The sequence below is a fragment of the Saccharopolyspora flava genome (assembly GCF_900116135.1).
GTDB classification, from domain to species: domain Bacteria; phylum Actinomycetota; class Actinomycetes; order Mycobacteriales; family Pseudonocardiaceae; genus Saccharopolyspora; species Saccharopolyspora flava.
The window spans coordinates 748,766-770,003 of the sequence record NZ_FOZX01000002.1 but is presented as its reverse complement, the minus strand read 5'-3'; the positions used below and the strand labels follow the sequence as shown (position 1 = coordinate 770,003).

The window sequence follows — 21,238 nt, the reverse complement described above, 5'->3', positions numbered from 1 at the left end:
GGCCTCGGGCAGCATCGGCAGGTAGATGGCGACGCGGTCGCCCTTGCCGACGCCGAGTTCGGCGAGGGCGTTGGCGGTGCGGGAGACCTCGCGCTGGAGTTCGGCGTAGGTGATGGTGCGCGAGTCGCCGGGTTCGCCTTCCCAGTGGATGGCGACGCGGTCGCCGTGGCCTGCTTCGACGTGGCGGTCGGCGCAGTTGTAGGCGACGTTGAGGGTGCCGCCGACGAACCACTTCGCGAAGGGTGCGTTGGACCAGTCCAGGACCTGGTCCCAGCGGTTCTGCCAGGACAGGCGCCCGGCCTGCTCGGCCCAGAACGCCTCGCGATCGGCATCAGCGGCCTGGTACAGCGCCGACGTGGCGTTGGCCTGCGCCGCGAACTCCTCAGACGGCGGGAATGTCCTGCTTTCCGTCAGCAGGTTGTCGAGCGTGTTGCTCTGCCCGTCGGGCTGGCTCATTGCCCAGAACCTCCCTGGAGATGTGAATGCAGTGATAGACGCACCGTAGTGCGATCTCGCTCACCGCAACAGAGGTTTCGCTTAATTGGTTCAGACCAATCGGTCGCAACGGACCGAACGCACGTCGCCACTGTCCGTTTTCGCGCCGGTTCCGGTGAGTTGCCCAGCGGTAACGCTGCGTCCACGACGTGCAACGCGCTCGCAACTGTGGCACAACTCGCACCTGGGCCGCTCGCCGGGGTTTCACGTCCCGGCCGGTAGCGTCTGGACCCGTGAACGACAAGCCATCGCTGGCACCGCTGCTGGAACTCGACGGGGTCACCGACGCGGTCGCCTCCGCCCGCGCCGCCATCGACGAGGTGCACCGGCACCCGGCCAACCGGCGCGGCTGGCCCGCCACCGCCGCCGAGGCCTCGGTGCGCGCGGCCCGCGCCTCGGCCGCCGTCGCGGGCGGCGCCACCGAGATCCCCGAGTCCGGTGAGGTCAGCGACCCGCTGCTCGCCGGCTCGCTGCGCGTCGCCGAGGCGATGGGCACGCTGCTGCCGACCTGGCAGCGCGCTCCCCGGCAGGCCCTGGCGCGGATGCACCTGCTCGCCGCCAGCGACCTCGTCGACGACCCCGAGCAGCTCGGCCGCCCCCAGGCCGACCCGGTGATCTCCGAACGGCTCGACCTGCTCAGCGAGATCATCACCGACCCCCAGGCGCACGGCGCCGGACCGGTGCTGGCCGCCGTGGTGCACGGCGAGCTGCTCGCGCTGACCCCGTTCGGCCACGCCGACGGCGTCATCGCCCGCGCCGCCGCCCGGCTCGCGGTCATCGGCAGCGGACTGGACCCCAAGGGCCTGGTCGTGCCGGAGGTCGCCTACTTCCGCAGGCAGGAGGACTACGCCGAGCGCGCCCTCGGATTCGCCACCGGCGAACCGGACGCGGTGGCGGCGTGGATCGTGCACTGCTGCTCCGCGCTGGAGTCCGGTGCCCGCGAGGCGGCCTCGATCGCCGACGCGGTCCAGGAGGGATGACGGTGAAGAAGGTCCTGATCGACTGCGACCCGGGCATCGACGACGCGCTGGCCATCGCGCTCGCGCACGGCGACCCGAACCTGGACGTCGTGGGCATCACCGCGGTCGGCGGCAACGTGCCGCTGGAGTTCACCACCGAGAACGCGCTGCGGCTGCGCGACTACTACGGCATGACCGCGCCCGTGGCGCGCGGTGCCGGGCGGCCCCTGGTGCGCGAGGGCATCAACGCGGGCAACGTCCACGGCGTGATGGGCCTCGGCGAGGTCGTGCTGCCGGAGACCGCGAGCGAGCTGGACCCGCGGCACGCGGTGGACCTGATCATCGAGACGCTGGCCGCCGCACCCGGCGAGATCAGCCTGGTCGCGACCGGTCCGCTGACCAACATCGCGCTGGCCGTCCGCAAGGAGCCGCGGATCGTCGAGTGGGCCGCCGAGTTCGTGATCATGGGCGGCGCCTACTCGCGCGGCAACCGCACCCCGGCCGCCGAGTTCAACATCATGGCCGACCCGGAAGCCGCCGCCGTGGCGTTCGAGGCGGGCTGGACGACCGTGATGGTCGGCCTCGACCTCACCCACCAGGCCCGCGCGAACGCCGAGGTCCGCAGGCGCTTCGAGGGCCTCGGCCGGCTGGAGTCCGAGCTGCTCACGCCCTGCCTGGACTTCTACGGCCGGTTCCCCGACTACCAGGAGCTCGGCCCGGCGATCCACGACGCGTGCGCGATCGCCTACCTGATCGACCCGACGCTGATGGACGCCGTGCCCGCCCGCGTCGACGTCGAGACCCAGGGGCGGTTCACCTCGGGCATGACGGTCACCGACTTCAAGGCCGAAACCGGAAACGCCCTGGTCCCGACGGTTCTGGACCAGGAGCGCTTCTGGGATCTGATGGCCGAGGCGTTCCGGGTGGTCGCCAAGGCGATGGGCTGACCCGTCAGCTCTCCCGGAGGCTGCTGAGGGCGTCTCGGACCTGGCCGTCGGCGACCGCCAGCGCTGCTGCGGAGTGCTCGACGTCGGCGCCGGAGAGCAGGTGGACAAGAGCCGTCTTGAGGTCGTCTCCCGCCGCGGTCAGCGCCGTCGAGCACTCCTGCTCGGTCGCGCCGGTGGCCTCCTGGAGGATGTTGATCGTGCGGCCGCGCAGCTTCGCGTTGGTGGCGAGCATGCTGACCATGAAGTTCGAGTAGACCCGCCCCAGCTTGATCATCACCGCCGTGGAGAACGAGGTGAGCACGAGCTTCTGCGCGGTCCCGGCCTTCATCCGGGTGGAGCCGCTGATCGGCTCCGGGCCGGTGTCGGCGGCGATGACCACGTCGGCGGGCACCGGGCCGGGGTTCGGGTTCGACGTCAGCAGCGCGGTGCTCGCGCCGATCTCCTTGGCCGCCGCCAGCGCCGAGATCACGTACGGGGTGCGGCCGGACGCGGCCAGGCCGAACACGAAGTCCTTGTCCGAGCCCTGCGCGCGGATCTCGCGGGCACCCGCGTCCGCGTCGTCCTCGGCGTTCTCCACCGCCTGCTGGTAGGCCTCCGGCCCGCCCGCCTGGTGGGCGACGAACCAGTCCGGCGGGGCGTTGAACGTCGGGATCAGCTCGGCGGCGTCGAGCACGGCCAGCCGGCCCGAGGTCCCCGCGCCCACGTAGTGCACGCGCCCGCCGGAGCGCAGCGCGGCGACCGCGAGGTCGACGGCCTCGGCCAGCTCGGGCAGCACCCGCCCGACGGCCTCCGGAACGGTGCGGTCCTCGCGGTTGAACAGCTGCAGGACGTCCAGCGTCGGCAGCAGGTCGATGTCGCGGGTGTGCGGGTTGGTCTGCTCGGTCGGCGAAACGACGCGAATCGCGTGATCCCGGCTCAATTCATGCCTCCTGATTCGGTTGTTCGAGGCCGCTCGCGCGTCACGCCTCTTTGTGCCTGCGCCGGTCGGGCCGGCTGTCGAGGCGATGTCCGGAGACCGCCTCGCGCGTCGCCTCCAGCGCCGTTCTGGTCTGGTCCAGGTGCCGCTGGGCGACGCCGATGAACAGGCAGTCGATCACGGTCAGCTGGCCGATCCGGCTGGCCATCGCACCGGACCGGTAGGTCGTCTCCCGCACCGCCGTGGTGAGCACGTGGTCGGTGATCTCGGTGATCGGGGAGCGCGCGAAGTTGGTGATCGCGCCGGTGGTGGCGCCGTGCCGCTTGGCCTCGCGCAGCGCCTCGACGGTCTCGGTGGTGGCGCCGGTGTGCGAGATGCCGATCGCGACGTCGCCGGGTTCGAGTACCGCGGCCGAGGTCAGCGCGTTGTGGGTGTCCGACCAGGCGAAGCTGACCAGGCCGATGCGGTGGAGCTTCTGCTGCAGGTCGAGGGCGACGAAGGCGCTGGCGCCGACGCCGTAGACGTCGATCCGGCGGGCGGTGGCCACGGCCTCGACCAGCGCGTTCAGCGAGGTGGCGTCGAGCTGGCCCGCTGTCTCCTCGACGGCCTTGGCGTCGGCGTAGCCGACCTTGGAGATGATTTGCCCGATGCCGTCGTCGGGGCCGATGTCGCCGCCCAGCTCCCGGTCGCGCGTCGAGGTGCGCGCGGTGTCGGCGGCCAGTGCGATGCGCAGGTCCGGGTACCCGCCGACGCCGATCGCCTTGCAGAAGCGGGTGACGGTTGTTTCGCTGGTGCCCGCGGCCTCGGCGACCTCGGTGATGCTGCGTCGCGAGATCGAGGCCGGGTCGGCGAGCACGATGTTGGCCACGCGCTGCTCGGCCCGAGCGAGTCCCGGCAGCAGCGAGCGAATCGTGACGAGGGGGCTGCCCTCGCCTGATTCGGTGGAGATCTCGGAAGTGGCCATGTGGGAAACTTACTAACCGTTTCTCGTGCAGGTCAATGCATCTCGTCGCAGTATCCGTCGGGTAGACGGTCCCCGCCTGTGTCCAGGTTGCACGATCGGTCCGCGGTCGGGTGGGGACCAACGGCCCGACTCCGCGATCGACATCTACACCTCCTCCGCCCGTGCGCGCCGCGCAGTTCTTGTCATCTGACAGAAACGCGGGCTGCCGCCTCCGGAAACATCGGACCCGGACACTTCCGGCCGCACGCGCGTTCGACCGGAGGAGGGACCGGATGGTCGTCGAAACACCGCGCACGGACTCGTCGCAGGACGCGGCGGTGCGCGAAACGCTGGAGGACTACACGCTCCGCTTCGCGCCGCGCAGCTACCGGCGCTGGAAGCCCGGGGTCGTGGCCACGACGGCGCTGGGCGGCATCGCCTACCTCGCCGACTTCTCGATCGGCGCGGGCATCGGCCTGAGCTACGGGACCGTGAACGCGCTGGTGGCGATCCTGGTCGCCGCGCTGATCATCTTCGTCACCGGTGTCCCGCTGGCCTACTACGGCGCCCGCTACAACATCGACCTCGACCTGATCACCCGCGGCTCCGGGTTCGGCTACTACGGCTCGGTGCTGACCAGCGTGATCTTCGGCAGCTTCACCTTCATCTTCTTCGCCACCGAGGGCGCGATCATGGCCCAGGGCCTGCACGCCGGACTCGGCGTCCCGCTGTGGCTGGGCTACCTGATCACCACGCTCATCGTCGTGCCGCTGGTCATCTACGGCATGAAGGCGCTGAGCAAGCTGCAGGTGTGGACGACGCCGCTGTGGCTGCTGCTCATGGTCGGCCCGATCGGGTACCTGGTGGTCGTCGACCCGGACTCGGTGAGCCGCTGGCTGGCCTTCGCCGGCGAGGAGGGCGGCGGTCTCAGCGCGGCCTCGGTGATGCTCGGCGCGGGCGTGGCGCTGTCGCTGATGGCCCAGATCGGCGAGCAGATCGACTACCTGCGCTTCATGCCGCCGCGCACCGAGGCCAACAAGCGCACCTGGTGGCTGTCGACGCTGGTCGCGGGCCCGGGCTGGGTGGTGTTCGGTGCGGTCAAGCAGGCCACCGGCGCGTTCCTGGCGTTCTTCATCATGGGCGCGGCCGGGGCCGCGGCGACCGAGCCGGTGCAGCAGTTCATGGGCATCTACGAGCTGTTCATGCCGGTCTGGCTGGCGATCCCGCTGGCCGTGGTGCTGGTGGTGCTCAGCCAGGTCAAGATCAACGTCACCAACGCCTACTCCGGCTCGCTGACCTGGACGAACTCCTTCACCCGCGTCACCAAGCGGTACCCGGGCCGGATCGTGTTCGTGCTGGCCAACCTGACCGTCGCGCTGATCCTGATGGAGGCGAACATGTTCGCCTTCCTCAACTCGGTGCTGAGCTTCTACGCCAACTGCGCGATCGCCTGGGTGTGCACGGTGGCCGCCGACATCCTGATCAACAAGTTCGCGCTGAAGCTGTCCCCGAAGGAACCGGAGTTCCGGCGCGGGATGCTGCACGCGGTCAACCCGGTCGGCGTCACGGCCTTCCTGGCCTCGGCGATCATCTCGATCGCGATGTACTTCGGGGCCTTCGGCGAGGCGATCCAGCCCTACTCGCCGATCGCCGCCGTGATCATCGCCGTGGTGCTCACCCCGGTGATGGCGATCGTCACCCGCGGCCGCTTCTACCTGCGCCGCACCGACGACGGCATCGACGAGCCCCGCTTCGACGCGAGCGGCACCCCGGTCGCGACCCTCTACACCTGCGACTACTGCGCGCAGGAGTTCGAGCGGCCGGACGTGCTCGCCAGCGCCGAGCCCGGCAAGATCGTCTGCTCGTTGTGCGTGACCACCGACAAGACCGGGAAGCTGGTGCTCCCGGCCTCCTGACCGGTGGAAATACCGGGAAAAGCCGTCAGCGCGAGGTGGCGGTCCAGCCGTCGAGGTGCAGCTCGGTGGAATCCCGCTCGGAGTCCAGCAGGGTGCGGTGACCGTCGGTGGCCTTGAGGTCGTCGACGTTCACGCCCCGGCCCTCGTACTGCTCGTCGAGGCCGTAGCGCCAGCGCAGCCGCACCTTCTCGCCCGGTGCGGCCGGGACCTCGCCGCCGACCTGCCACCAGGCCCGGTGCCCGGACCCCGCCAGCTCCTGCTGCGGGCCGTCCGGCGCGCCCGGCCCGGTCGCGGTCAGCGGCACCGGCCGCCAGGTCACCCCGTCCGAGCTGGACTCCACGGTGAGCGCGTCGGTGCCGTCGGGGTCGCGCTGGGTGTCGACGAACGCGTCGAACGAGACCCGCAGCGGCCCGTTCACCGGACCCAGCGGCGCGCTCGTCAGCGTCGCCGCGCCCGGCGCGTAGAACGACTCGCGGCCCTCGCGCGGGAACACCGCCAGCGCCCGGGCCATGCCCTGCGCCAGCGTCTGGCGGGCGCGGTTGTTCGAGCCCCACTCCCGCGACGGGTGCACCCGGTTGGTCAGCAGCACCGCCACCGACCGCGACGCCGGGTCGATGACCAGCGACGTCCCGGTGTAGCCGGTGTGCCCGGCGGTGCGCGGCGCGCTCAGCCCGGCCATGTACCAGCGCTGGTCCAGCTCGAAGCCCAGACCGTGCGCGTTGCCCGGGAACTCGCCGTTGAAGTCGGTGAGCATCTTCTCGACGGTGCGCTGCGACAGGATCCGGGTGCCGTTGTAGGCACCGCCGTTGAGCAGCGTCTGCCCGAGCTTGGCCAGGTCGTCGGCGGTGGAGAACACCCCCGCCTGCCCGGACACGCCGCCCAGCGACCAGGCGTTCTCGTCGTGCACCTGGCCGCGCACCATGCCGCGCGGCGGGTCGGCCTGGAACTCGGTGGCCGCGATCCGGTGCAGCTTCGATGCCGGCGGGTTGTAGCCGGTGTCGGTCATGCCCAGCGGCTTGGTGATCCACTCCTGGACGACCTGGTCCAGCGGGTGCCCGGTGACCCGCTCGATCAGCACGCCGAGCGTGATCATGTTCGGGTCGGAGTACTCGTAGTGCGTGCCCGGCGGGTGCTCCGGGGTCAGCGCCAGCACCGACGGGATGCGCTGCTCCGGCGGCAGCTTCCACAGCTGCACCTCGGCCTGCAGCCCGGAGGTGTGGGTGAGCAGCTGCTGGACGGTGATGTCCTGCTTGCCGTTGACCGCGAACTCCGGCACGTGCTCGGCCACCCGGTCGCTCAGCGAGATCGTGCCGTCGTCGACCAGCTGCAGCGCGGCGATCGAGGTGAACAGCTTGCTGATCGAGGCGACGTCGAAGATCGTGTCCGGCCGCATCGGCTCCTGCTCCTGCGGCGGCAGCTCGGTGCCGCTGCCGTCGGCGTAGCGCAGCTCCTTGCCCGCCGCGGTGCGGCTGACCACCACGCCGTCGTGCACGAGCATCCCCACCGCGCCCGCGTACATCGGGTGCTCGGTGTCCGGGGTCTTCTCGGTCCAGGCCGCGATCTGCGCCCAGGCGTCGTCGATCGGCTTCGGGTCCAGGCCGATGCCCGACGGCGTGCCGTCCTGCAGCACCGTCGTCGCGGGTGCGAAGCCGTCCTGCGGCCGGTCGAAGTGCCCGGCCGCGCGTCCCTGCCCGGCCACCGCCGAGCCGCTCAGCGCGGTCAACGACAGCAGCGCCACGGCCGCCAGCGCGGTCTTGCCCAAGTCAGCCCCCTCAGCGGTAGAGCAGGTAGGGATCGCGTTGTCTGCGGAAGTCCACGACGTCCTGCCGCCAGGAATCGGTGATCTCGCCTGCGTCGGCTCCCGCGTCCACCATGCCGCGCAACCGGTCGGAACCGGACAACTTGTCGACCATCCCATCGTCGCGCCAGGCGAAGAGCTGAGGATAGAGCCGTCGGGCTGTGACCAACATCGCAACCGCCACCTCGATCGGGTCGAGATCACCCGTGCGGTGCAGCTGCACGCCGCCGCAGGTCTGCTCGGCGTGCTTGGAGAACGTCGGGACGAAGTAGGTCTCGCGGAACCGCACGCCCTCCAGCCCCATGCCGTTGAGCTCCTCGGCCCACCGCCAGTCGACGCCGGGAGCGCCGATGATCTCGAACGGGCGGGTCGTGCCGCGCCCTTCCGACCAGGTCGTGCCCTCGAACAACCCGGTGCCCGGGTACACCGCGGCGGTGTCCCGGGTCGGCATGTTCGGGCTCGGCGGCACCCACGGCAGGCCGGTGTCGGCGGTGCGCCCGGACCAGCCCTCGACCCGGATGACGGTGAGCTCCGGCAGCGGGGCGGGCAGGTGCACCCGGTCGAACAGGCGGGCCAGCTCGCCGACCGTCATGCCGTGCTGCTGCACGATCGGCAGCGCGCCGACGCCGGAGGCGAAGCGCGGGTCCAGCGTCGGTCCCGCGACCAGCGGGCCGATCGGGTTCGGCCGGTCGAGCACCACGAACCCCAGGTCGAGCTGCTGCGCGGCCCGCATCGCCGTGTACATCGTCCAGATGTAGGTGTAGAAGCGGGCGCCGACGTCGGCGATGTCGAATACCACCTGCTCCACGCCCGCCTTGCGGAACAGCTCCGCGAGCTTGGTCGCGTCGGCGCCGTAGGCGTCGTAGACCGGCAGCCCGGTGCGCGGGTCGCGGACGTCGCCCTCGGACCCGCCGGCCTGCGAGGTGCCGCGGAAGCCGTGCTCCGGGCCGAACACCGCGGCGATGTCGACCTTGCCGCCGCCGTGCATCGCGTCCACCAGGTGATCGAGCGTGGACAGCACGCCCGTCGGGTTGGTGATGACGCCGAGCCTGCGCCCGGCCAGGTCCGAGAAGTCCCGCCCGGCCAGCACGTCCGCGCCGGTGCGCACCTGCCCGGGCGCGACCTGCGCGGGCTTGGCCGCGCACGCCGAGCTGGACGCCACGCCGACCGCCGGGACCGCCAGCGCCGAGGCGGTGAGGAAGCGCCGCCTGCCGATGCCGCTCACGCCGATCACCAGCCCAGGCCGAAGCCGAACGGGTACCGGTCGGTGCCCGGCTTGCCGGGCTCGGGGACCGGCACCGGCAGCTTGCCCGCCGGGGTGGTCTCGCCGAAGAGGACCTTGGCCACCGACTCCATCGCCACCGGCTTGTCCGAGTAGCTGGCGATCCACGCCGGGACGTCGGCGTGGGCCGCGTCGTAGGGGTCGCGGGTGGCCACGGCGATCACCGGCTTGCCGGTCTGCTGCAGCGCGCGCACCAGGTCCAGCTGGCTCGCGTTGTCCGGGTTCCAGGCGGCGCTGGTGAGCACCACCGCGACGTCGCTGCCCTTGGCCTGCTCGACGGCCTGACCGATCTGCTCCGGCGTCGGCTGCAGGTCGGTGGCCAGCGCGGAGCTGCGCGGACCGCGCGCCCGCACCGAGTCCGACAGCGCCCGGGTGCCCTTCTCGCTCGCGCCGGTGACGAACACCGAGCCCGGCGACTTCAGCGGCAGCGCGGCGTCGTTGCGCAGCAGCGTCGTGGTCCGGTCGGTGATCCGCTGGGCCTCGTCGAGGTGCTCGCGGCTGCCGACGACCGAGTCGACCTTCGCGACGTCGACGAACGGGTTGGCCAGCACGCCGCGGTGCTCCTTGAGCTCGAGCACCCGCCGCACGCTCTCGTCGATGCGCTGCTCGGTCAGCCGCCCGTCGCGGACCGCGGCGATCACGCCGTCGATGGCGGCCTGCAGGTTCTGCGGCATCAGCATCACGTCGGCACCGGCCTGCAGCGCCAGCACCGGGATCTCGGCGTCCGGGAACTGCTGGCGGACGCCCTCCATCTGCAGCGAGTCGGTGAACACCACGCCCCGGTAGCCGAGCTCCTGGCGCAGCATCCCGGTGAGCACGTTCGGCGCCAGCGTCGCGGGCCTGCCGGAGTCGTCGAGCTTGGGGACCACGATGTGCGCGCTCATCACCGAGTCGGTGCCTGCCGCGATGGCCTCCTTGAACGGCGGCGCGTCCAGCTGCTCCCACTGCTGCCGGTCGTGCTCGATCACCGGCAGCGCGGTGTGGCTGTCGGTGCTGGTGTCGCCGTGACCGGGGAAGTGCTTGACCGAGGCCGACACGCCCTCGCCCGCGGGCTGGGCGTCCTCGTAGCCGCGCACCTGGGCGGCGGTGAACTGCGCGGCCAGCGCCGGGTCGGAGGAGAAGGAGCGCACGCCGATCACCGGGTTCGCCGGGTTGACGTTGACGTCCCCGCTCGGCGCGAAGTTCATGTTCAGGCCCATCGCCCGCAGCTCCTGGCCGGTGATCGCCGCGGACCGCTCGGCGGCCACCGGGTCGCGGCCCGCGCCCAGCGCCATGTTGCCGGGCAGCTGGGTGGCGGGCTCGGTGATCCGCGTGACCTGGCCCTGCTCCTGGTCGGTGGAGATCAGCAGCGGCACCCGGGCGCCCGAGTTGGTCGCCGCGGTTTGCAGGCCGTTGGACAGCTCCGCGATCTGCTTCGGGTCGTAGAGGCTGTTGGACCAGGTGAAGTGGATGATGCCGCCGAGGTGGTACTTCTCCACCACCTGGGCGGGGGTGTCGACGCCGAACTCCTCGCGGTTCACCGGGTCCGGCGTGTCGGCCGTGCGGCCGTAGGCGTAGGTGACGAAGAGCTGGCCGACCTTCTGCTCCAGCGTCATCTGCCGGAGCAGCTCGTCAGCGGTCTGCGCCCTCGGGGTTTGGGGGGACAGGGCACTCCCGGTCGTGGTCAGTGCGGCGGCGCCGACGGCCAGCGCGCTCAACGCGATCACGGCACGTCGGGTCGGGGATCGCCACGCCACATCGGCCTCCAAAACGAGAACTGTTCACCACAAATACAGCGGAAGTAGGAAATTACTCACCATGAATGTGGAGGTCAACGTTCTGGATCGGTCTGCGCGAGGCGGATTTCCGGGGCGGATCGATTTCCGGGGTCCAGACGCGGGCGGGCGCAAAAAGAGCGGCGCCCGGTTCCGGGCGCCGCCCCCTCGCGCGAGGTCCTGGGGTACCAAGCGTGCTCATTCGTCGTAACTTTCGGGCTAGGCGTCCGGCGTCCCGGTGACGCAACCCTGTGCACGACAGCCTTATCTGCGGCGACGCGTGGGTTCTCCAAGTCTCGCGCGCGGAGCCTGAGAGGGGTGGACGTTACTTCTCCTCCGTAACGTCCCTGGCCAATCAGGGTCCGCACTTCCCTTTGTAGACGGTGATGCCCATCACTGCAAGGGCCTGTCAGGGCGAACCGCGAGGGTGATCACCAGGGCCTTCGGTCACGCTCGGCCATCACCGGCGACGGCGCCAGGCGCGCACTCCCCACCAGGTGGCGCCGGCGGCCGCGACGGCGCCGAGCCCGACCCCCGCGGCGGTCACCGCGGCGCGGGACGGGGTGGGGATGCGGGCGCGCAGCGAGACCGGGTGCTCGAAGGCCAGCGACGGCCAGCTGCGCTGGACCGCCTCCTTGCGCAGGCCGCGGTCGGGGTTGACCACCGTGGGGTGGCCGACCGCCTCCAGCAGCGGCATGTCGGTGATCGAGTCGGAGTAGGCGTAGGACTCGTCGAGGTCGTAGCCGTGCTCGGCGGCGAGCTCGCGGGCGGCCACGGCCTTGTTCTCCGCGGAGCAGTAGAAGTCGACCTCGCCGGTGTAGCGGCCCTCGGAGACCACCATGCGGGTGCCGAACCAGTGATCGGCGCCGAGCAGCTTCGCGATCGGGGCCACCACCTCGTGGCCGGACGCCGAGAGCACCACGATCTCGTGGCCCTGCTCCTGGTGGTCGGCGATGAGCTGGGTGGCCTCCTTGTAGACCAGCGGGTCGACGATGTCGTGGAGGGTCTCCTCGACGATGGCGTTGACCTGGTCGACGTCCCAGCCCGCGCACAGCGAGGTGATGTGGGCGCGCATCCGGTCCATCTGGTCGGCGTCGGCGCCGGCGAGCATGAACACGAACTGCGCGTAGGCGCTCTTGAGCACCGCGCGGCGGTTGATGAGCCCTTCCTGGAAGAACGGGCGGCTGAAGGCGAGCGTGCTCGACTTGGCGATGATCGTCTTGTCCAGGTCGAAGAACGCGGCCACCCGGCGTCCGGGAGCGGCGGCGGGGTTCGCGGGCTCGGTCACGGGGACAGCATACGAGCCGGGTGCGCGCCGACGAGCCGGGCGAGGGGGGCGTTTCGGGAGCCGTTCCGCGGGGACCCGGACGGGTTGTGCGGTGTCTCCCTTCGGGAAGGCGATTTTTCACACACCGTGCTGCGGATGGCGGGTTGCTGGCGAAGAGATGGATTTTCATGCCACGAATGAATGGATCTGAGCGAGCTATCGGGCACTGAGAGCAAAGACGTTCCCTCAAATGGACGGGAGGCATTACTGGGGATCTGCGGGATACAGTGTGGGGAGTCCGGCGTGACCGGACCAGTTCAGCTCGACCCCCCGGAGCTGAACTACGACGACCCCCGCCCCTCCCCCCTGGCGGGGGTCGTCTCGTATGCGGGTGTTCTCACCTGCGCGAAGTCCGTGCTCGCGCAACAGTTTCCGAGTGAGCGAAATGTGAATTCCCCTCGTTCCTTTTGCGGACCTCGTGCAACTCTTTCGAGTGGCGCGAGTTATCCACAGCGAGGGGGTTAGTCCACAGATTTCAGAAATCGCTTGGCGATCGGACCTGCCTGCGGTCACTTTGGACGACGAGCGGCCATTCGCGGCACCACGCTCCTTCTTCCGGCCGATCCGGAAGTGGTTTTCCTCCGAATAATCCCGATCCTGGGAGTCCGTCATGGCCGCACGATCAACCGAGCCGGAAACCGCGCGCCCGCTGCTGGTGGTGCACGACACCGACCTGGCCGAGGAGATCTCCCGGCTCGCCGCCGCCTCCGGTGGCGAGCTCGAACGCGCGCCACGACTGCTGCCGACCGCCTGGCGCACCGCACCGCTGGTGCTGCTCGACGAGAGCACCGCGACCGCCGCCCGAGCGCTGCCGCGCCGACGCGGAGTCGCCCTGCTGTGCCGCCGGACCGGAGAACGCGTGTGGCGCACCGCCTTCGACGTCGGAGCCGAACGCGTGCTGACCCTCCCGGACGACGAGCGCGAGCTCATCGAGCTGCTCGCCGACGCCGCCGACGGCCCCGAGGGCGAGGGCCGGGTGCTGGCCGTGCTCGGCGGCTGCGGCGGCGCGGGCGCCTCCGCGCTGGCCACCGCCACCTCCGTGGCCGCCGCGCGGGCCGGAGGCCGATCGCTGCTGGTCGACTGCGACCCGCTCGGCGGCGGGCTCGACCTCGCCACCGGTCTGGAGCGGGAGGACGGGCTGCGCTGGTCCGGGCTGTCGGTCGGCGCCGGACGGCTCGGCGCGGGAACCCTGCGGCGAGCCCTGCCGCGCAAGCGCGTCGGAGCGGGCGAGGTGGCCGTGCTGGCCTGCGATCGCGACCGCGCATCCAGCGGGCTCACCCCCGAGGGCGTGCGCGCGGTGCTCGGCGCCGGCCGCCGGGCGGGCGCGACCGTGGTGTGCGACCTGCCGCGCTGCCCGGCGCCGGGCGACCCCGACGAACCGGTGCTCGGCGACGCCGAGCTCGCCGTCGTCGTGGTGCCCGCCGAGGTGCGGGCCTGCGCCGCGGCCGCCCGCGTCGTCGCCGCCGTGACCGAGCGCGCCGGATGTCCCGTCCGGCTGGTGGTGCGCGGCCCGGCACCGGGCGGGCTGCGCCCGCGCGACGTGGCGCGCGCGGCGGGTGCGGCGGTGCTCACCACGATGCGACCACAGCCGCGGCTGGCCGCCGCTCTCGACCGCGGAGACCTCGTCTCCGCGCTGCGCCGGGGCCCGCTGGCCACCGCCGCAGGCGCGGTTCTCGCCGAACTCGCCGCGGCGCAGCCACCGAGCCCGCGCTCGATCCCGGCGCTGCCCGCGCCGTTCTGAAACCCGCTGCACCGCAGCCGATCTCGCTCGATCGGCCATGCCGTCCTGCCGGAAAACCGGCAGGGGAAGGGGAAGGATCACCATGTCCGTGGATCGCGACCTGCTGGCGCGCGTGCGCACCCGGCTGGTGAGCAGCGGCGCCGCGCTCAGCCCCGCCGCCGTGGCCGAGGCCGTCCGGGCCGAGTCCGACGGCCTGGTCGCCGACGCCGACGTGCTCGCCGCGCTGCGCCTCGTGCAGCAGGAGTTCTCCGGCGCGGGAGCGCTCGAACCGCTGCTGGACGACCCCGAGACCTGCGACGTGCTGGTCACCGCGCCCGACCAGGTGTGGGTGGACCGCGGCGACGGGTTGGTGCCCGCGCGGGTCCGCTTCCCCGACGAGGACTCGGTGCGCCGGCTCGCCCAGCGCCTGGCGATGTCCACCGGGCGTCGGCTCGACGACGCCCAACCGTGGGTCGACGCCTGGCTCCCGCACCGCGACACCGGCGCCGTCCGGCTGCACGCCGTGCTGCCCCCGGTCGCCGGGGACGGCACCTGCCTCTCGCTGCGCGTGCTGCGGCCGGCCGACCACGACCTCGCCGCGCTGCAGCGGGCCGGGACGTTCGACGAGCGGATCTCCGCCGTGCTGCGCGAGATCGTGGCGCGCCGACTGGCGTTCCTGATCACCGGCGGCACCGGCAGCGGAAAGACCACGCTGCTGGCGGCGATGCTCGGCGCGGTCGGCGGGCACGAGCGCATCGTCTGCGTCGAGGAGGCCGCCGAGCTGCGGCCCCGTCACCCGCACGTGGTGCGGCTGCTGACCAGGCCGCCCAACGTCGAGGGCGCGGGCGAGATCGGCGTGCGCGACCTGGTCCGCCAGGCGCTGCGGATGCGCCCGGACCGCCTCGTCGTCGGCGAGGTGCGCGGCGCCGAGGTGCGCGAGCTGCTGGCCGCCCTCAACACCGGGCACGACGGGGGCGGCGGCACGCTGCACGCCAACTCGCCGCGCGAGGTGCCGGCCCGGATGGAAGCCCTGGGTGCGCTCGGCGGCCTGTCCCGCGACGCCCTGCACAGCCAGCTCGCCGCGGCCGTGCAGATCGTGCTGCAGGTCCGGCACCGGCGCCTCGCCGCCATCGGGGTGCTGCACCGCGCGGGAGATCAGGTCGCGGTCCGGCCCGCGTGGGAACGCGAAACCGGGTGGGGCGTGGGCCGGAACGACCTCGCGGACCTGCTGGAATCCCGGGGAGGTGGGTTGCCGTGCTGATCACCAGCGCCCTGCTGGCGGCGGCCGGTCTGCTGTGCTGGCCGGCGCCGACCGGCCGCCACCGGCTGCCCGGACTCCCGCGAGCACCGCTGCGGATGCCGCGTCCGGCCCGGCTGCTGCCCTGGGCGACCGGGCTCGCCGGAGCGGTCTGCGCGGGTCCGGCGGGGATGTGCGCGGCGTTCGCGCTGACCCTGCTCGCCGGCCGGTACCTGCGGGAGAACCGCGACGAGCAGCGGGACCTCGCGCTGCACGACGAGTTCGCCGAAGCCCTGCGGCTGCTGGTGACCCAGGTGCGCGCGGGAGCGCACCCGGCGAACGCGGCGGAGGGCGCGGCGGCCGAGTCCGGACCGGCGGTCGCCGGGCTCTTCCGCGACCTGGCCGCCACCGCCCGGCTCGGCGGCGACGTCACCGCCCTGTCCGAGACGCCTCTGTCCGGGCGACCACGCGAGCCGGTGCGGCGGCTGACCCGCGCCTGGGAACTGGCCGAACGGCACGGCGTCGCGCTCGCCGAACTGCTGGACTCGCTGCGCCGCGACGTCGAGCGGCGCACCGCGTTCCGGCGCGAGGTCGCGGCGAAGATGGCCGGTCCGCGCGCCACCGCGGGCGTGCTCACCGGTCTCCCCGTGCTGGGACTGCTGTTCGGGCAGGCCGCCGGTGCCTCGCCGTTCGCGGTGTTCGGCAGCGGCCCGGGCGGTCAGCTGCTCCTGCTGGCCGGGGTGGCGCTGCTGATCGCCGGGGTGCTGTGGAGCTCGCGGCTGACCCGAGCGGTGGTGCGGTCGTGAACGCGGTGGTCGCGCTGATCGCCGCCGTCGCGGTGCTGCTGGTGCCGGTCCCCACGGCCCGGCACCGGTTGCGGCTGCCCCGTCCGCGCGCACCGGCGAGATCCCGCCCGCAGCGGCCCCGGCGGGCCGATCCACTGGTGCTCGCCGCCGGGTGGGACCTGCTGGCGGCGGGGATGCGGGCGGGCCTGCCGGTGCCGGTGATCGTGCGGGCGGTGGCCGTCGAGGTCGGCGGCACCGCGCGGCGAACGCTGGACGAGGTCGCCGATCACCTGGCGCTCGGCTGCGACGCCGCCACCGGCTGGGAACCGGCGCTGCGCGACCCCGACACCGCCGAGCTCGCCCGCGCGGCGCGGCGCACCGCGCGGACCGGCAGCGCGCTCGCCGACGTCGCGGCCGAACTCGCCGACCGCGCCCGCTCGCGCGGATCGGACCTGGCGGAGGCGCGCGCCCAGCGCGGTGCGGTGTGGATCTCGGCGCCGCTCGGGCTGTGCTTCCTGCCCGCGTTCCTGTGCCTGGGAGTGCTGCCGGTCGTGCTCGGCCTGCTCGCGCAACTCCCGATCGCTCCACTGTAGACACGAGGAGGAGAACGACGATGCGGAACCTGATCCGGCGGCTGCGGGCCGCCCTGACCGGCGACGCCGGGATGTCCACGGCGGAGTACGCGGTCGGCACGCTGGCCGCCGTGGCCTTCGCGACGACCCTGTACGCGGTGGTGACCAGCGGTTCGGTGGAGGAAGCGCTCACCGGGATCATCCAGCGCGGCCTGCAGGGCGCGGGCACGTGAACGACCGCGGCTCGGTGACCGTCGAGGCCGCGCTGGGGATCTGCTCGCTGGTCGCGGTCTTCGGGCTCCTGCTGCTCGGGTGCGCGGCGGTGCTGGGACAGGTGCGCTGCCAGGACGCCGCCGTCGAGGCCGCCCGCCTGCTCGCCCGGGGTGACGCGCCCCGGGCCGAGCGGGCGGTGCGGGACCTGGCGCCCGCGGACGCGCGGTACGAGCACGCGATCAGCGGGGATCAGGTCCGGGTGCGGGTGAGCGCGCACTGGACGCGCGCCGAGGCGGTCGCGGTGCTGGAACCGGGCCAGGTGCCGGAACCGGGGGAGGGGTGATGGACGATCGGGGCTCGGCGACCGCGCTCGCCGCGGTGCTGTCGCTGGTTGTGCTGCTCCTGCTGGGGTGGCTGGTGCAGCTCGGCGCGGCCACCGCCGCCCGGCACCGCACCGAGGGCGCCGCCGACCTGGCGGCGCTGGCCGCCGCCGCTCACGCGATCAGCGGACCCGACGTCGCCTGCGCGCAGGCCGCGTGGGTGACCGGCGGGATGCGGACCCGTCTGATCACCTGCACCCTGGCCGGGCGGGAGGCCCGGGTCGAGGTCGTCGGCGAGCGGCCCGGCGCGGTGATCGGGGGCGCACCGCCCAGCGCACGTGCGCGCGCCGGACCCGCACCTCGCTGAGCGGCGCGTATCGCAGCGGGTGTACGACGAGCGGTCGGTGAGCGGTCCTGCGGGCAGTGCGGCGGTCGACGAACGCTTCACCGGCGGAGTTCGGTGCCACTTCCGATTTTTCAGCGCGCGTGTTGGGCTCCTCGCGCTCATCGCCGCCGAACGACCGGTCGTCGCAAGGGGGCTGTACTCCCCGGGGCTTGATGACGTTTCTTGGAATGTGTGAGCGGCGAGCCCGGGTTCGCCACGAACCGAGGTCCACCCGACAAGGAGGTCGGGGGATCGGCCGGAACCCCGAAATCCGGCCGATCGATCTCAGGGAGCACCACGCCGCTCGCAGCTGAACAAGGAGGCGGAGAACATGCAACGGTCTGCGGAGAGGTGGCAGAGCGCCTTCCGCGGCGTCCCGGCCCACCCGGCCGGGCTGACCAGCAGCCGGATCGATCTGCGCGTGCAGGCGATCGACTTCGCGTCGCGCGGTTGGTCGGTGCTGCCCGGAACGTTCCCGAAGGACGGCGAGTGGTTCGGCCGCCGCGGCATGCAGCTGCACGGTCCGACCCCGGTCCACGCCGACTGGCAGGACCGCCTGGGGGCGGACCTCGCCGAGGTCATGTCCTGGTGGGACGAGCACCCGTACAACCTCCTGCTGGCGACCGGTTCTCAGGTCGACGCGATCGAGGTCGACACCGCGACCGGACGGCAGGCGGCCAAGGTGCTGCGGGCCGGCGGCTTCCCGGTGCCGATCGTGGCGACCCCGACCGGGAGCTGGTTCTTCCTGACAACCCCTGGGGGTCAGCTCAACGGCGAGCTGGCTGAGGAGAGCGGAATCCGCTTGCACGGCAAGGGGAGTTGGGTTCCGCTGCCACCGTCGACCTACACCGGCGGAGCGGTGCATTGGCGGGTCAAGCCCGACGTGTGCGCCTGGCAGCTGCCCAGCCCGGAGTTCGTCCAGGACGCGCTCCGGACCGCGCTCGAGATCGATCACCAACCGGATGACGTGGCGGAACTTCTCGGAGCGAGCAGGTAGAACCTGCCGCCGTGACGCGCTGAGCGGTCCGGACACCGCGCCCAGGGCTCCCCGGCCCGACCCGACACGAGATTCCCGCGAGCACGCACCAGCCCTGCGCGCTCATCGTGCCTGGTCGGGCAGCCCACCCGGACCGTCGGTGCTACCCCGAAGCACGGCGGACACCGCGTCGAGAACAGCCACCGCCCCTGCCTTGTCCAGCGGTTCGTTGCCATTCCCGCACTTGGGCGACTGAACGCAGGACGGGCATCCGGCCGGGCAGTCGCAGGAAGCGATCGCTTCCCGCGTCGCGACCAGCCAGGGGACCAATGCGGCGAAACCGCGATCGGCGAATCCGGCCCCTCCCGGATGGCCGTCATGCACGAACACCGTTGCCTCCCCGGTGTCGGCATGCAGCGCGGTGGAGACCCCGCCGATGTCCCAACGATCGCAGGTCGCGAACAGCGGTAGCAGGCCGATCGCCGCGTGCTCGGCAGCATGCAGCGCGCCGGGGATGCGCGCCGGTTCCAGCCCGGCGCCCCCCGGCGCGCTGCTCATCAACAGCTCCTGGCTCACCGTGTACCAGACGGCGCGGGTGCGCAGCGTCTGCGCGGGCAGGTCCAGCGGGACCTGGTCCAGCACCTCGCCGGTGGGTCGTTTCCGCAGGTAGCCGACGACCTGCGAGGTCACCTCCACCTCGCCGAGGTTGATCGTGACCCCGGCGCCGGTGTCGCTGCTCTCCACGGTGCGCAGCACGGAGATGTCCACGTCGTCGCGCGGCGAGGTCGTCCAGTCCGGGCTCTCCTCGTGGACCAGCGCGATCGCCGACTCCAGGTCGAGCTCGTCGACCACGAACGACTCGCCCTGGTGCAGGTACACCGCGCCCGGGTGCACCGTGGAGCACGCCGAATCCGCGTCGACGGTGCCGAGCATGCGCCCGGACTCGCCTTCCACCACCGCGATCGGCGGGCCGCCGGAGCCGCGCAGCTCGACGGTGCGGTGCGGGCGTTCCCGCTCGGTCCAGAACCAGCCGTGCGGGCGGCGCCGCAGCACGCCGTCGGCGGTCAGCGCCGCCACGGCCTCCCGCGCGGGGTCGCCGCCGAAGATCTCGAAGGACTCCTCGGTGAGCGGGAGCTCGGCGGCCGCGCAGGCCAGGTGCGGTTCCAGCACGTAGGGGTTGGTGGGGTCGAGCACGGTGGCCTCGACCGGCCGGGACAGCACGGCGGGCGGGTGGTGCACGAGGTAGGTGTCCAGCGGGTCGTCGCGGGCCACGAACACCACGAGCGCGCCGTCCCCGTCGCGCCCGGCCCGCCCGGCCTGCTGCCAGAACGAGGCCAGCGTGCCCGGGTACCCGGCGACGACGACGGCGTCGAGCCCGGAGATGTCGACGCCGAGCTCCAGCGCGTTGGTGGTGGCCACCGCGCGCAGTTCTCCGGTCAGCAGCGAGCGTTCCAGCTCGCGGCGGTCCTCCGGCAGGTAGCCGCCGCGGTAGGCGGCGACCCGCTCCGGCAGCGAGGAGTCCACTTCAGACAGAGCGCGTCGCGCGGCCAGCGCCGCGAGCTCGACGCCGCGCCGGGAGCGGATGAACGCCAGCGTGCGGGCGTCCTCGACGACGAGCTCGGTGACGATGCGCGCCGCCTCGGATCCGGCGTTGCGGCGCACCGGGGCGCCGTTCTCGCCGACCAGGTCGTCGAGCAGCGGCGGTTCCCAGAGCGCGACGGTGCGCGCGCCGCGCGGCGAGCCGTCCTCGGTGATCGCCCGGCAGCGCGTGCCGGTCAGGCGCTCGGCGAGCTCGGCGGGGTCGGAGACGGTGGCCGAGGCGAGCACGAACACCGGGTCGGCGCCGTAGCGCTGGGCGATCCGGCGGAGCCTGCGCAGCAGCAGCGCGACGTGCGAGCCGAACACGCCCCGGTAGGTGTGGCACTCGTCGATGACGACGTGGGTGAGCCGGCGGAAGAACTGCGCCCAGCGCCCGTGGGCGGGCAGCACGCCGAAGTGCAGCATGTCGGGGTTGGTGAACACCCACCGGCCGTGCTGGCGCACCCAGTCGCGCTCGGCCTGCGGGGTGTCGCCGTCGAACTTCGCCGCGCGGATCTCGGTGAGCTCCAGCTCGGCGATGCTGCGCAGCTGGTCGGCGGCGAGCGCCTTGGTGGGGGAGAGGTACAGCGCGGTGGCCTTGGGGTCGTCGAGCAGCCGGGAGATCACCGGCAGCTGGTAGACCAGCGACTTGCCGGACGCGGTGCCCGTGGCGACGACGACGTTCTCGCCGTCGTGCACGGCTTCGGCGCCCTCGACCTGGTGGATCCACGGTTCGTCCGCGCCGCGCGCCCGGAACGCCTCGACGAGCCGGGGCGGTGCCCACTTGGGCCAGTCGGCGGTGCGGGCGCTGCGGGCCGGCCGGTGCTCGACGTGCGTCACGGGCGACTCGTCGGCCGGGATCCCGGCGAGGACGCGGCCGAGCAGCCGCTGTCCCTTGTCCTCCTCGCGCACGTCGCCAGCCTTGCACAAACCTGATCCGCACCCGCACAGGTGTTCCCCTCCGCGAGTCGGGCATGTCCCCTTTCGGGGGAATTTCTCTCCGTGTTCCGCGAGATGGCCGAGTCCGCGCCGGTGGCGGGGCGACACGCCCTACCTCACGTCACCCGTTCGTACCAAATCGAAATATGGCCGATCAGGGGATCAAGTAGGGCTCT

19 protein-coding genes are annotated in these 21,238 nt (G+C 72.5%); 11 read left to right on the top strand and 8 right to left on the bottom strand.

Annotated features, from left to right (window positions below; translation table 11 throughout):
- Window positions 1-456 (bottom strand): acetyl-coenzyme A synthetase N-terminal domain-containing protein (locus tag BM424_RS10395; RefSeq protein ID WP_139274041.1); only part of this gene is annotated, 456 nt, incomplete at its 3' end.
- A 272-nt stretch (window positions 457-728) separates the two neighbouring features.
- On the opposite strand from BM424_RS10395, the gene BM424_RS10390 reads away from it, so the two are divergent.
- Both BM424_RS10390 and BM424_RS10385 read left to right on the top strand, forming a co-directional pair.
- Complete coding sequence (locus BM424_RS10390) at window positions 729-1,475, top strand: Fic family protein (RefSeq protein ID WP_093415638.1); 747 nt, start codon at window positions 729-731, stop codon at window positions 1,473-1,475.
- A 2-nt stretch (window positions 1,476-1,477) separates the two neighbouring features.
- The gene (locus BM424_RS10385) at window positions 1,478-2,401 is read left to right on the top strand and encodes a nucleoside hydrolase (protein WP_425441987.1); all 924 of its coding nucleotides are present in this window, start codon (window positions 1,478-1,480) and stop codon (window positions 2,399-2,401) included.
- Window positions 2,402-2,405: 4 nt separating this feature from the next.
- Here BM424_RS10385 and murQ read toward each other — a convergent pair whose 3' ends face one another.
- Window positions 2,406-3,320: an N-acetylmuramic acid 6-phosphate etherase gene (murQ, locus tag BM424_RS10380; RefSeq protein WP_093415634.1), complete on the bottom strand. Its 915-nt coding sequence runs from the start codon at window positions 3,318-3,320 to the stop codon at window positions 2,406-2,408.
- Between the two features lie 40 nt (window positions 3,321-3,360).
- Entirely contained in the window at window positions 3,361-4,281 is a 921-nt protein-coding gene (locus BM424_RS10375) for a MurR/RpiR family transcriptional regulator (RefSeq protein WP_093415632.1), read from the bottom strand.
- 272 nt (window positions 4,282-4,553) lie between these two features.
- On the opposite strand from BM424_RS10375, the gene BM424_RS10370 reads away from it, so the two are divergent.
- Window positions 4,554-6,176, top strand: coding sequence for a purine-cytosine permease family protein (locus BM424_RS10370; RefSeq protein WP_093415630.1), 1,623 nt, complete (start codon window positions 4,554-4,556; stop codon window positions 6,174-6,176).
- A 25-nt stretch (window positions 6,177-6,201) separates the two neighbouring features.
- Here the strand turns inward: BM424_RS10370 and BM424_RS10365 are convergent, their stop codons facing one another.
- The 4 genes from BM424_RS10365 to BM424_RS10350 all read right to left on the bottom strand — a co-directional run bounded on the left by BM424_RS10365 (window position 6,202) and on the right by BM424_RS10350 (window position 12,298).
- Window positions 6,202-7,938, bottom strand: a complete 1,737-nt coding sequence (locus BM424_RS10365) for a serine hydrolase domain-containing protein (RefSeq protein WP_093415628.1) — start codon at window positions 7,936-7,938, stop codon at window positions 6,202-6,204.
- A 10-nt stretch (window positions 7,939-7,948) separates the two neighbouring features.
- Window positions 7,949-9,199 (bottom strand): exo-beta-N-acetylmuramidase NamZ family protein, encoded by a 1,251-nt coding sequence (locus BM424_RS10360; protein WP_245775757.1) that lies wholly within the window; start codon window positions 9,197-9,199, stop codon window positions 7,949-7,951.
- 5 nt (window positions 9,200-9,204) lie between these two features.
- Window positions 9,205-10,962, bottom strand: coding sequence for a glycoside hydrolase family 3 protein (locus BM424_RS10355; protein ID WP_245775744.1), 1,758 nt, complete (start codon window positions 10,960-10,962; stop codon window positions 9,205-9,207).
- A gap of 508 nt (window positions 10,963-11,470) precedes the next feature.
- The gene (locus tag BM424_RS10350) at window positions 11,471-12,298 is read right to left on the bottom strand and encodes an HAD-IB family hydrolase (protein ID WP_093415626.1); all 828 of its coding nucleotides are present in this window, start codon (window positions 12,296-12,298) and stop codon (window positions 11,471-11,473) included.
- 649 nt (window positions 12,299-12,947) lie between these two features.
- Between BM424_RS10350 and ssd the strand changes: the two genes are divergently transcribed.
- From ssd to BM424_RS10310, 8 genes are all read left to right on the top strand, one after another.
- Window positions 12,948-14,078: a septum site-determining protein Ssd gene (gene ssd / locus BM424_RS10345; protein ID WP_093415624.1), complete on the top strand. Its 1,131-nt coding sequence runs from the start codon at window positions 12,948-12,950 to the stop codon at window positions 14,076-14,078.
- A gap of 82 nt (window positions 14,079-14,160) precedes the next feature.
- Window positions 14,161-15,318, top strand: a complete 1,158-nt coding sequence (locus tag BM424_RS10340) for a TadA family conjugal transfer-associated ATPase (RefSeq protein ID WP_093415622.1) — start codon at window positions 14,161-14,163, stop codon at window positions 15,316-15,318.
- Window positions 15,312-16,100 carry a type II secretion system F family protein gene (locus BM424_RS10335; RefSeq protein WP_245775743.1) on the top strand — a complete coding sequence of 263 codons (789 nt, stop codon included), beginning with the start codon at window positions 15,312-15,314 and terminating at the stop codon, window positions 16,098-16,100. Before BM424_RS10340 ends, BM424_RS10335 begins: the two co-directional genes overlap by 7 nt.
- Window positions 16,097-16,672 carry a type II secretion system F family protein gene (locus tag BM424_RS10330; RefSeq protein ID WP_245775742.1) on the top strand — a complete coding sequence of 192 codons (576 nt, stop codon included), beginning with the start codon at window positions 16,097-16,099 and terminating at the stop codon, window positions 16,670-16,672. Before BM424_RS10335 ends, BM424_RS10330 begins: the two co-directional genes overlap by 4 nt.
- Window positions 16,673-16,692: 20 nt before the next feature.
- Window positions 16,693-16,884 carry a DUF4244 domain-containing protein gene (locus tag BM424_RS10325; RefSeq protein ID WP_093415620.1) on the top strand — a complete coding sequence of 64 codons (192 nt, stop codon included), beginning with the start codon at window positions 16,693-16,695 and terminating at the stop codon, window positions 16,882-16,884.
- Window positions 16,881-17,207, top strand: coding sequence for a TadE family type IV pilus minor pilin (locus BM424_RS10320; protein ID WP_093415618.1), 327 nt, complete (start codon window positions 16,881-16,883; stop codon window positions 17,205-17,207). The genes BM424_RS10325 and BM424_RS10320 overlap by 4 nt, the downstream gene beginning before the upstream one ends.
- Complete coding sequence (locus BM424_RS10315; RefSeq protein ID WP_093415616.1) at window positions 17,207-17,551, top strand: Rv3654c family TadE-like protein; 345 nt, start codon at window positions 17,207-17,209, stop codon at window positions 17,549-17,551. Before BM424_RS10320 ends, BM424_RS10315 begins: the two co-directional genes overlap by 1 nt.
- A gap of 349 nt (window positions 17,552-17,900) precedes the next feature.
- Window positions 17,901-18,566 carry a bifunctional DNA primase/polymerase gene (locus BM424_RS10310; protein WP_093415615.1) on the top strand — a complete coding sequence of 222 codons (666 nt, stop codon included), beginning with the start codon at window positions 17,901-17,903 and terminating at the stop codon, window positions 18,564-18,566.
- Between the two features lie 102 nt (window positions 18,567-18,668).
- Here BM424_RS10310 and BM424_RS10305 read toward each other — a convergent pair whose 3' ends face one another.
- Window positions 18,669-21,053 carry a DEAD/DEAH box helicase gene (locus BM424_RS10305; RefSeq protein WP_245775741.1) on the bottom strand — a complete coding sequence of 795 codons (2,385 nt, stop codon included), beginning with the start codon at window positions 21,051-21,053 and terminating at the stop codon, window positions 18,669-18,671.
- Window positions 21,054-21,238: the final 185 nt, after the last annotated feature.

Excerpts from the sequence above, each read along its gene's own strand:
- BM424_RS10315 (WP_093415616.1), top strand. The coding sequence starts at position 17,207 with ATGGACGATCGGGGCTCGGCGACCGCGCTCGCCGCGGTGCTGTCGCTG.
- BM424_RS10370 (WP_093415630.1), top strand. The coding sequence starts at position 4,554 with ATGGTCGTCGAAACACCGCGCACGGACTCGTCGCAGGACGCGGCGGTG.
- BM424_RS10310 (WP_093415615.1), top strand. The coding sequence starts at position 17,901 with ATGCAACGGTCTGCGGAGAGGTGGCAGAGCGCCTTCCGCGGCGTCCCG.
- BM424_RS10375 (WP_093415632.1), bottom strand. The coding sequence starts at position 4,281 with ATGGCCACTTCCGAGATCTCCACCGAATCAGGCGAGGGCAGCCCCCTC.
- BM424_RS10340 (WP_093415622.1), top strand. The coding sequence starts at position 14,161 with ATGTCCGTGGATCGCGACCTGCTGGCGCGCGTGCGCACCCGGCTGGTG.
- BM424_RS10325 (WP_093415620.1), top strand. The coding sequence starts at position 16,693 with ATGCGGAACCTGATCCGGCGGCTGCGGGCCGCCCTGACCGGCGACGCC.
- ssd (WP_093415624.1), top strand. The coding sequence starts at position 12,948 with ATGGCCGCACGATCAACCGAGCCGGAAACCGCGCGCCCGCTGCTGGTG.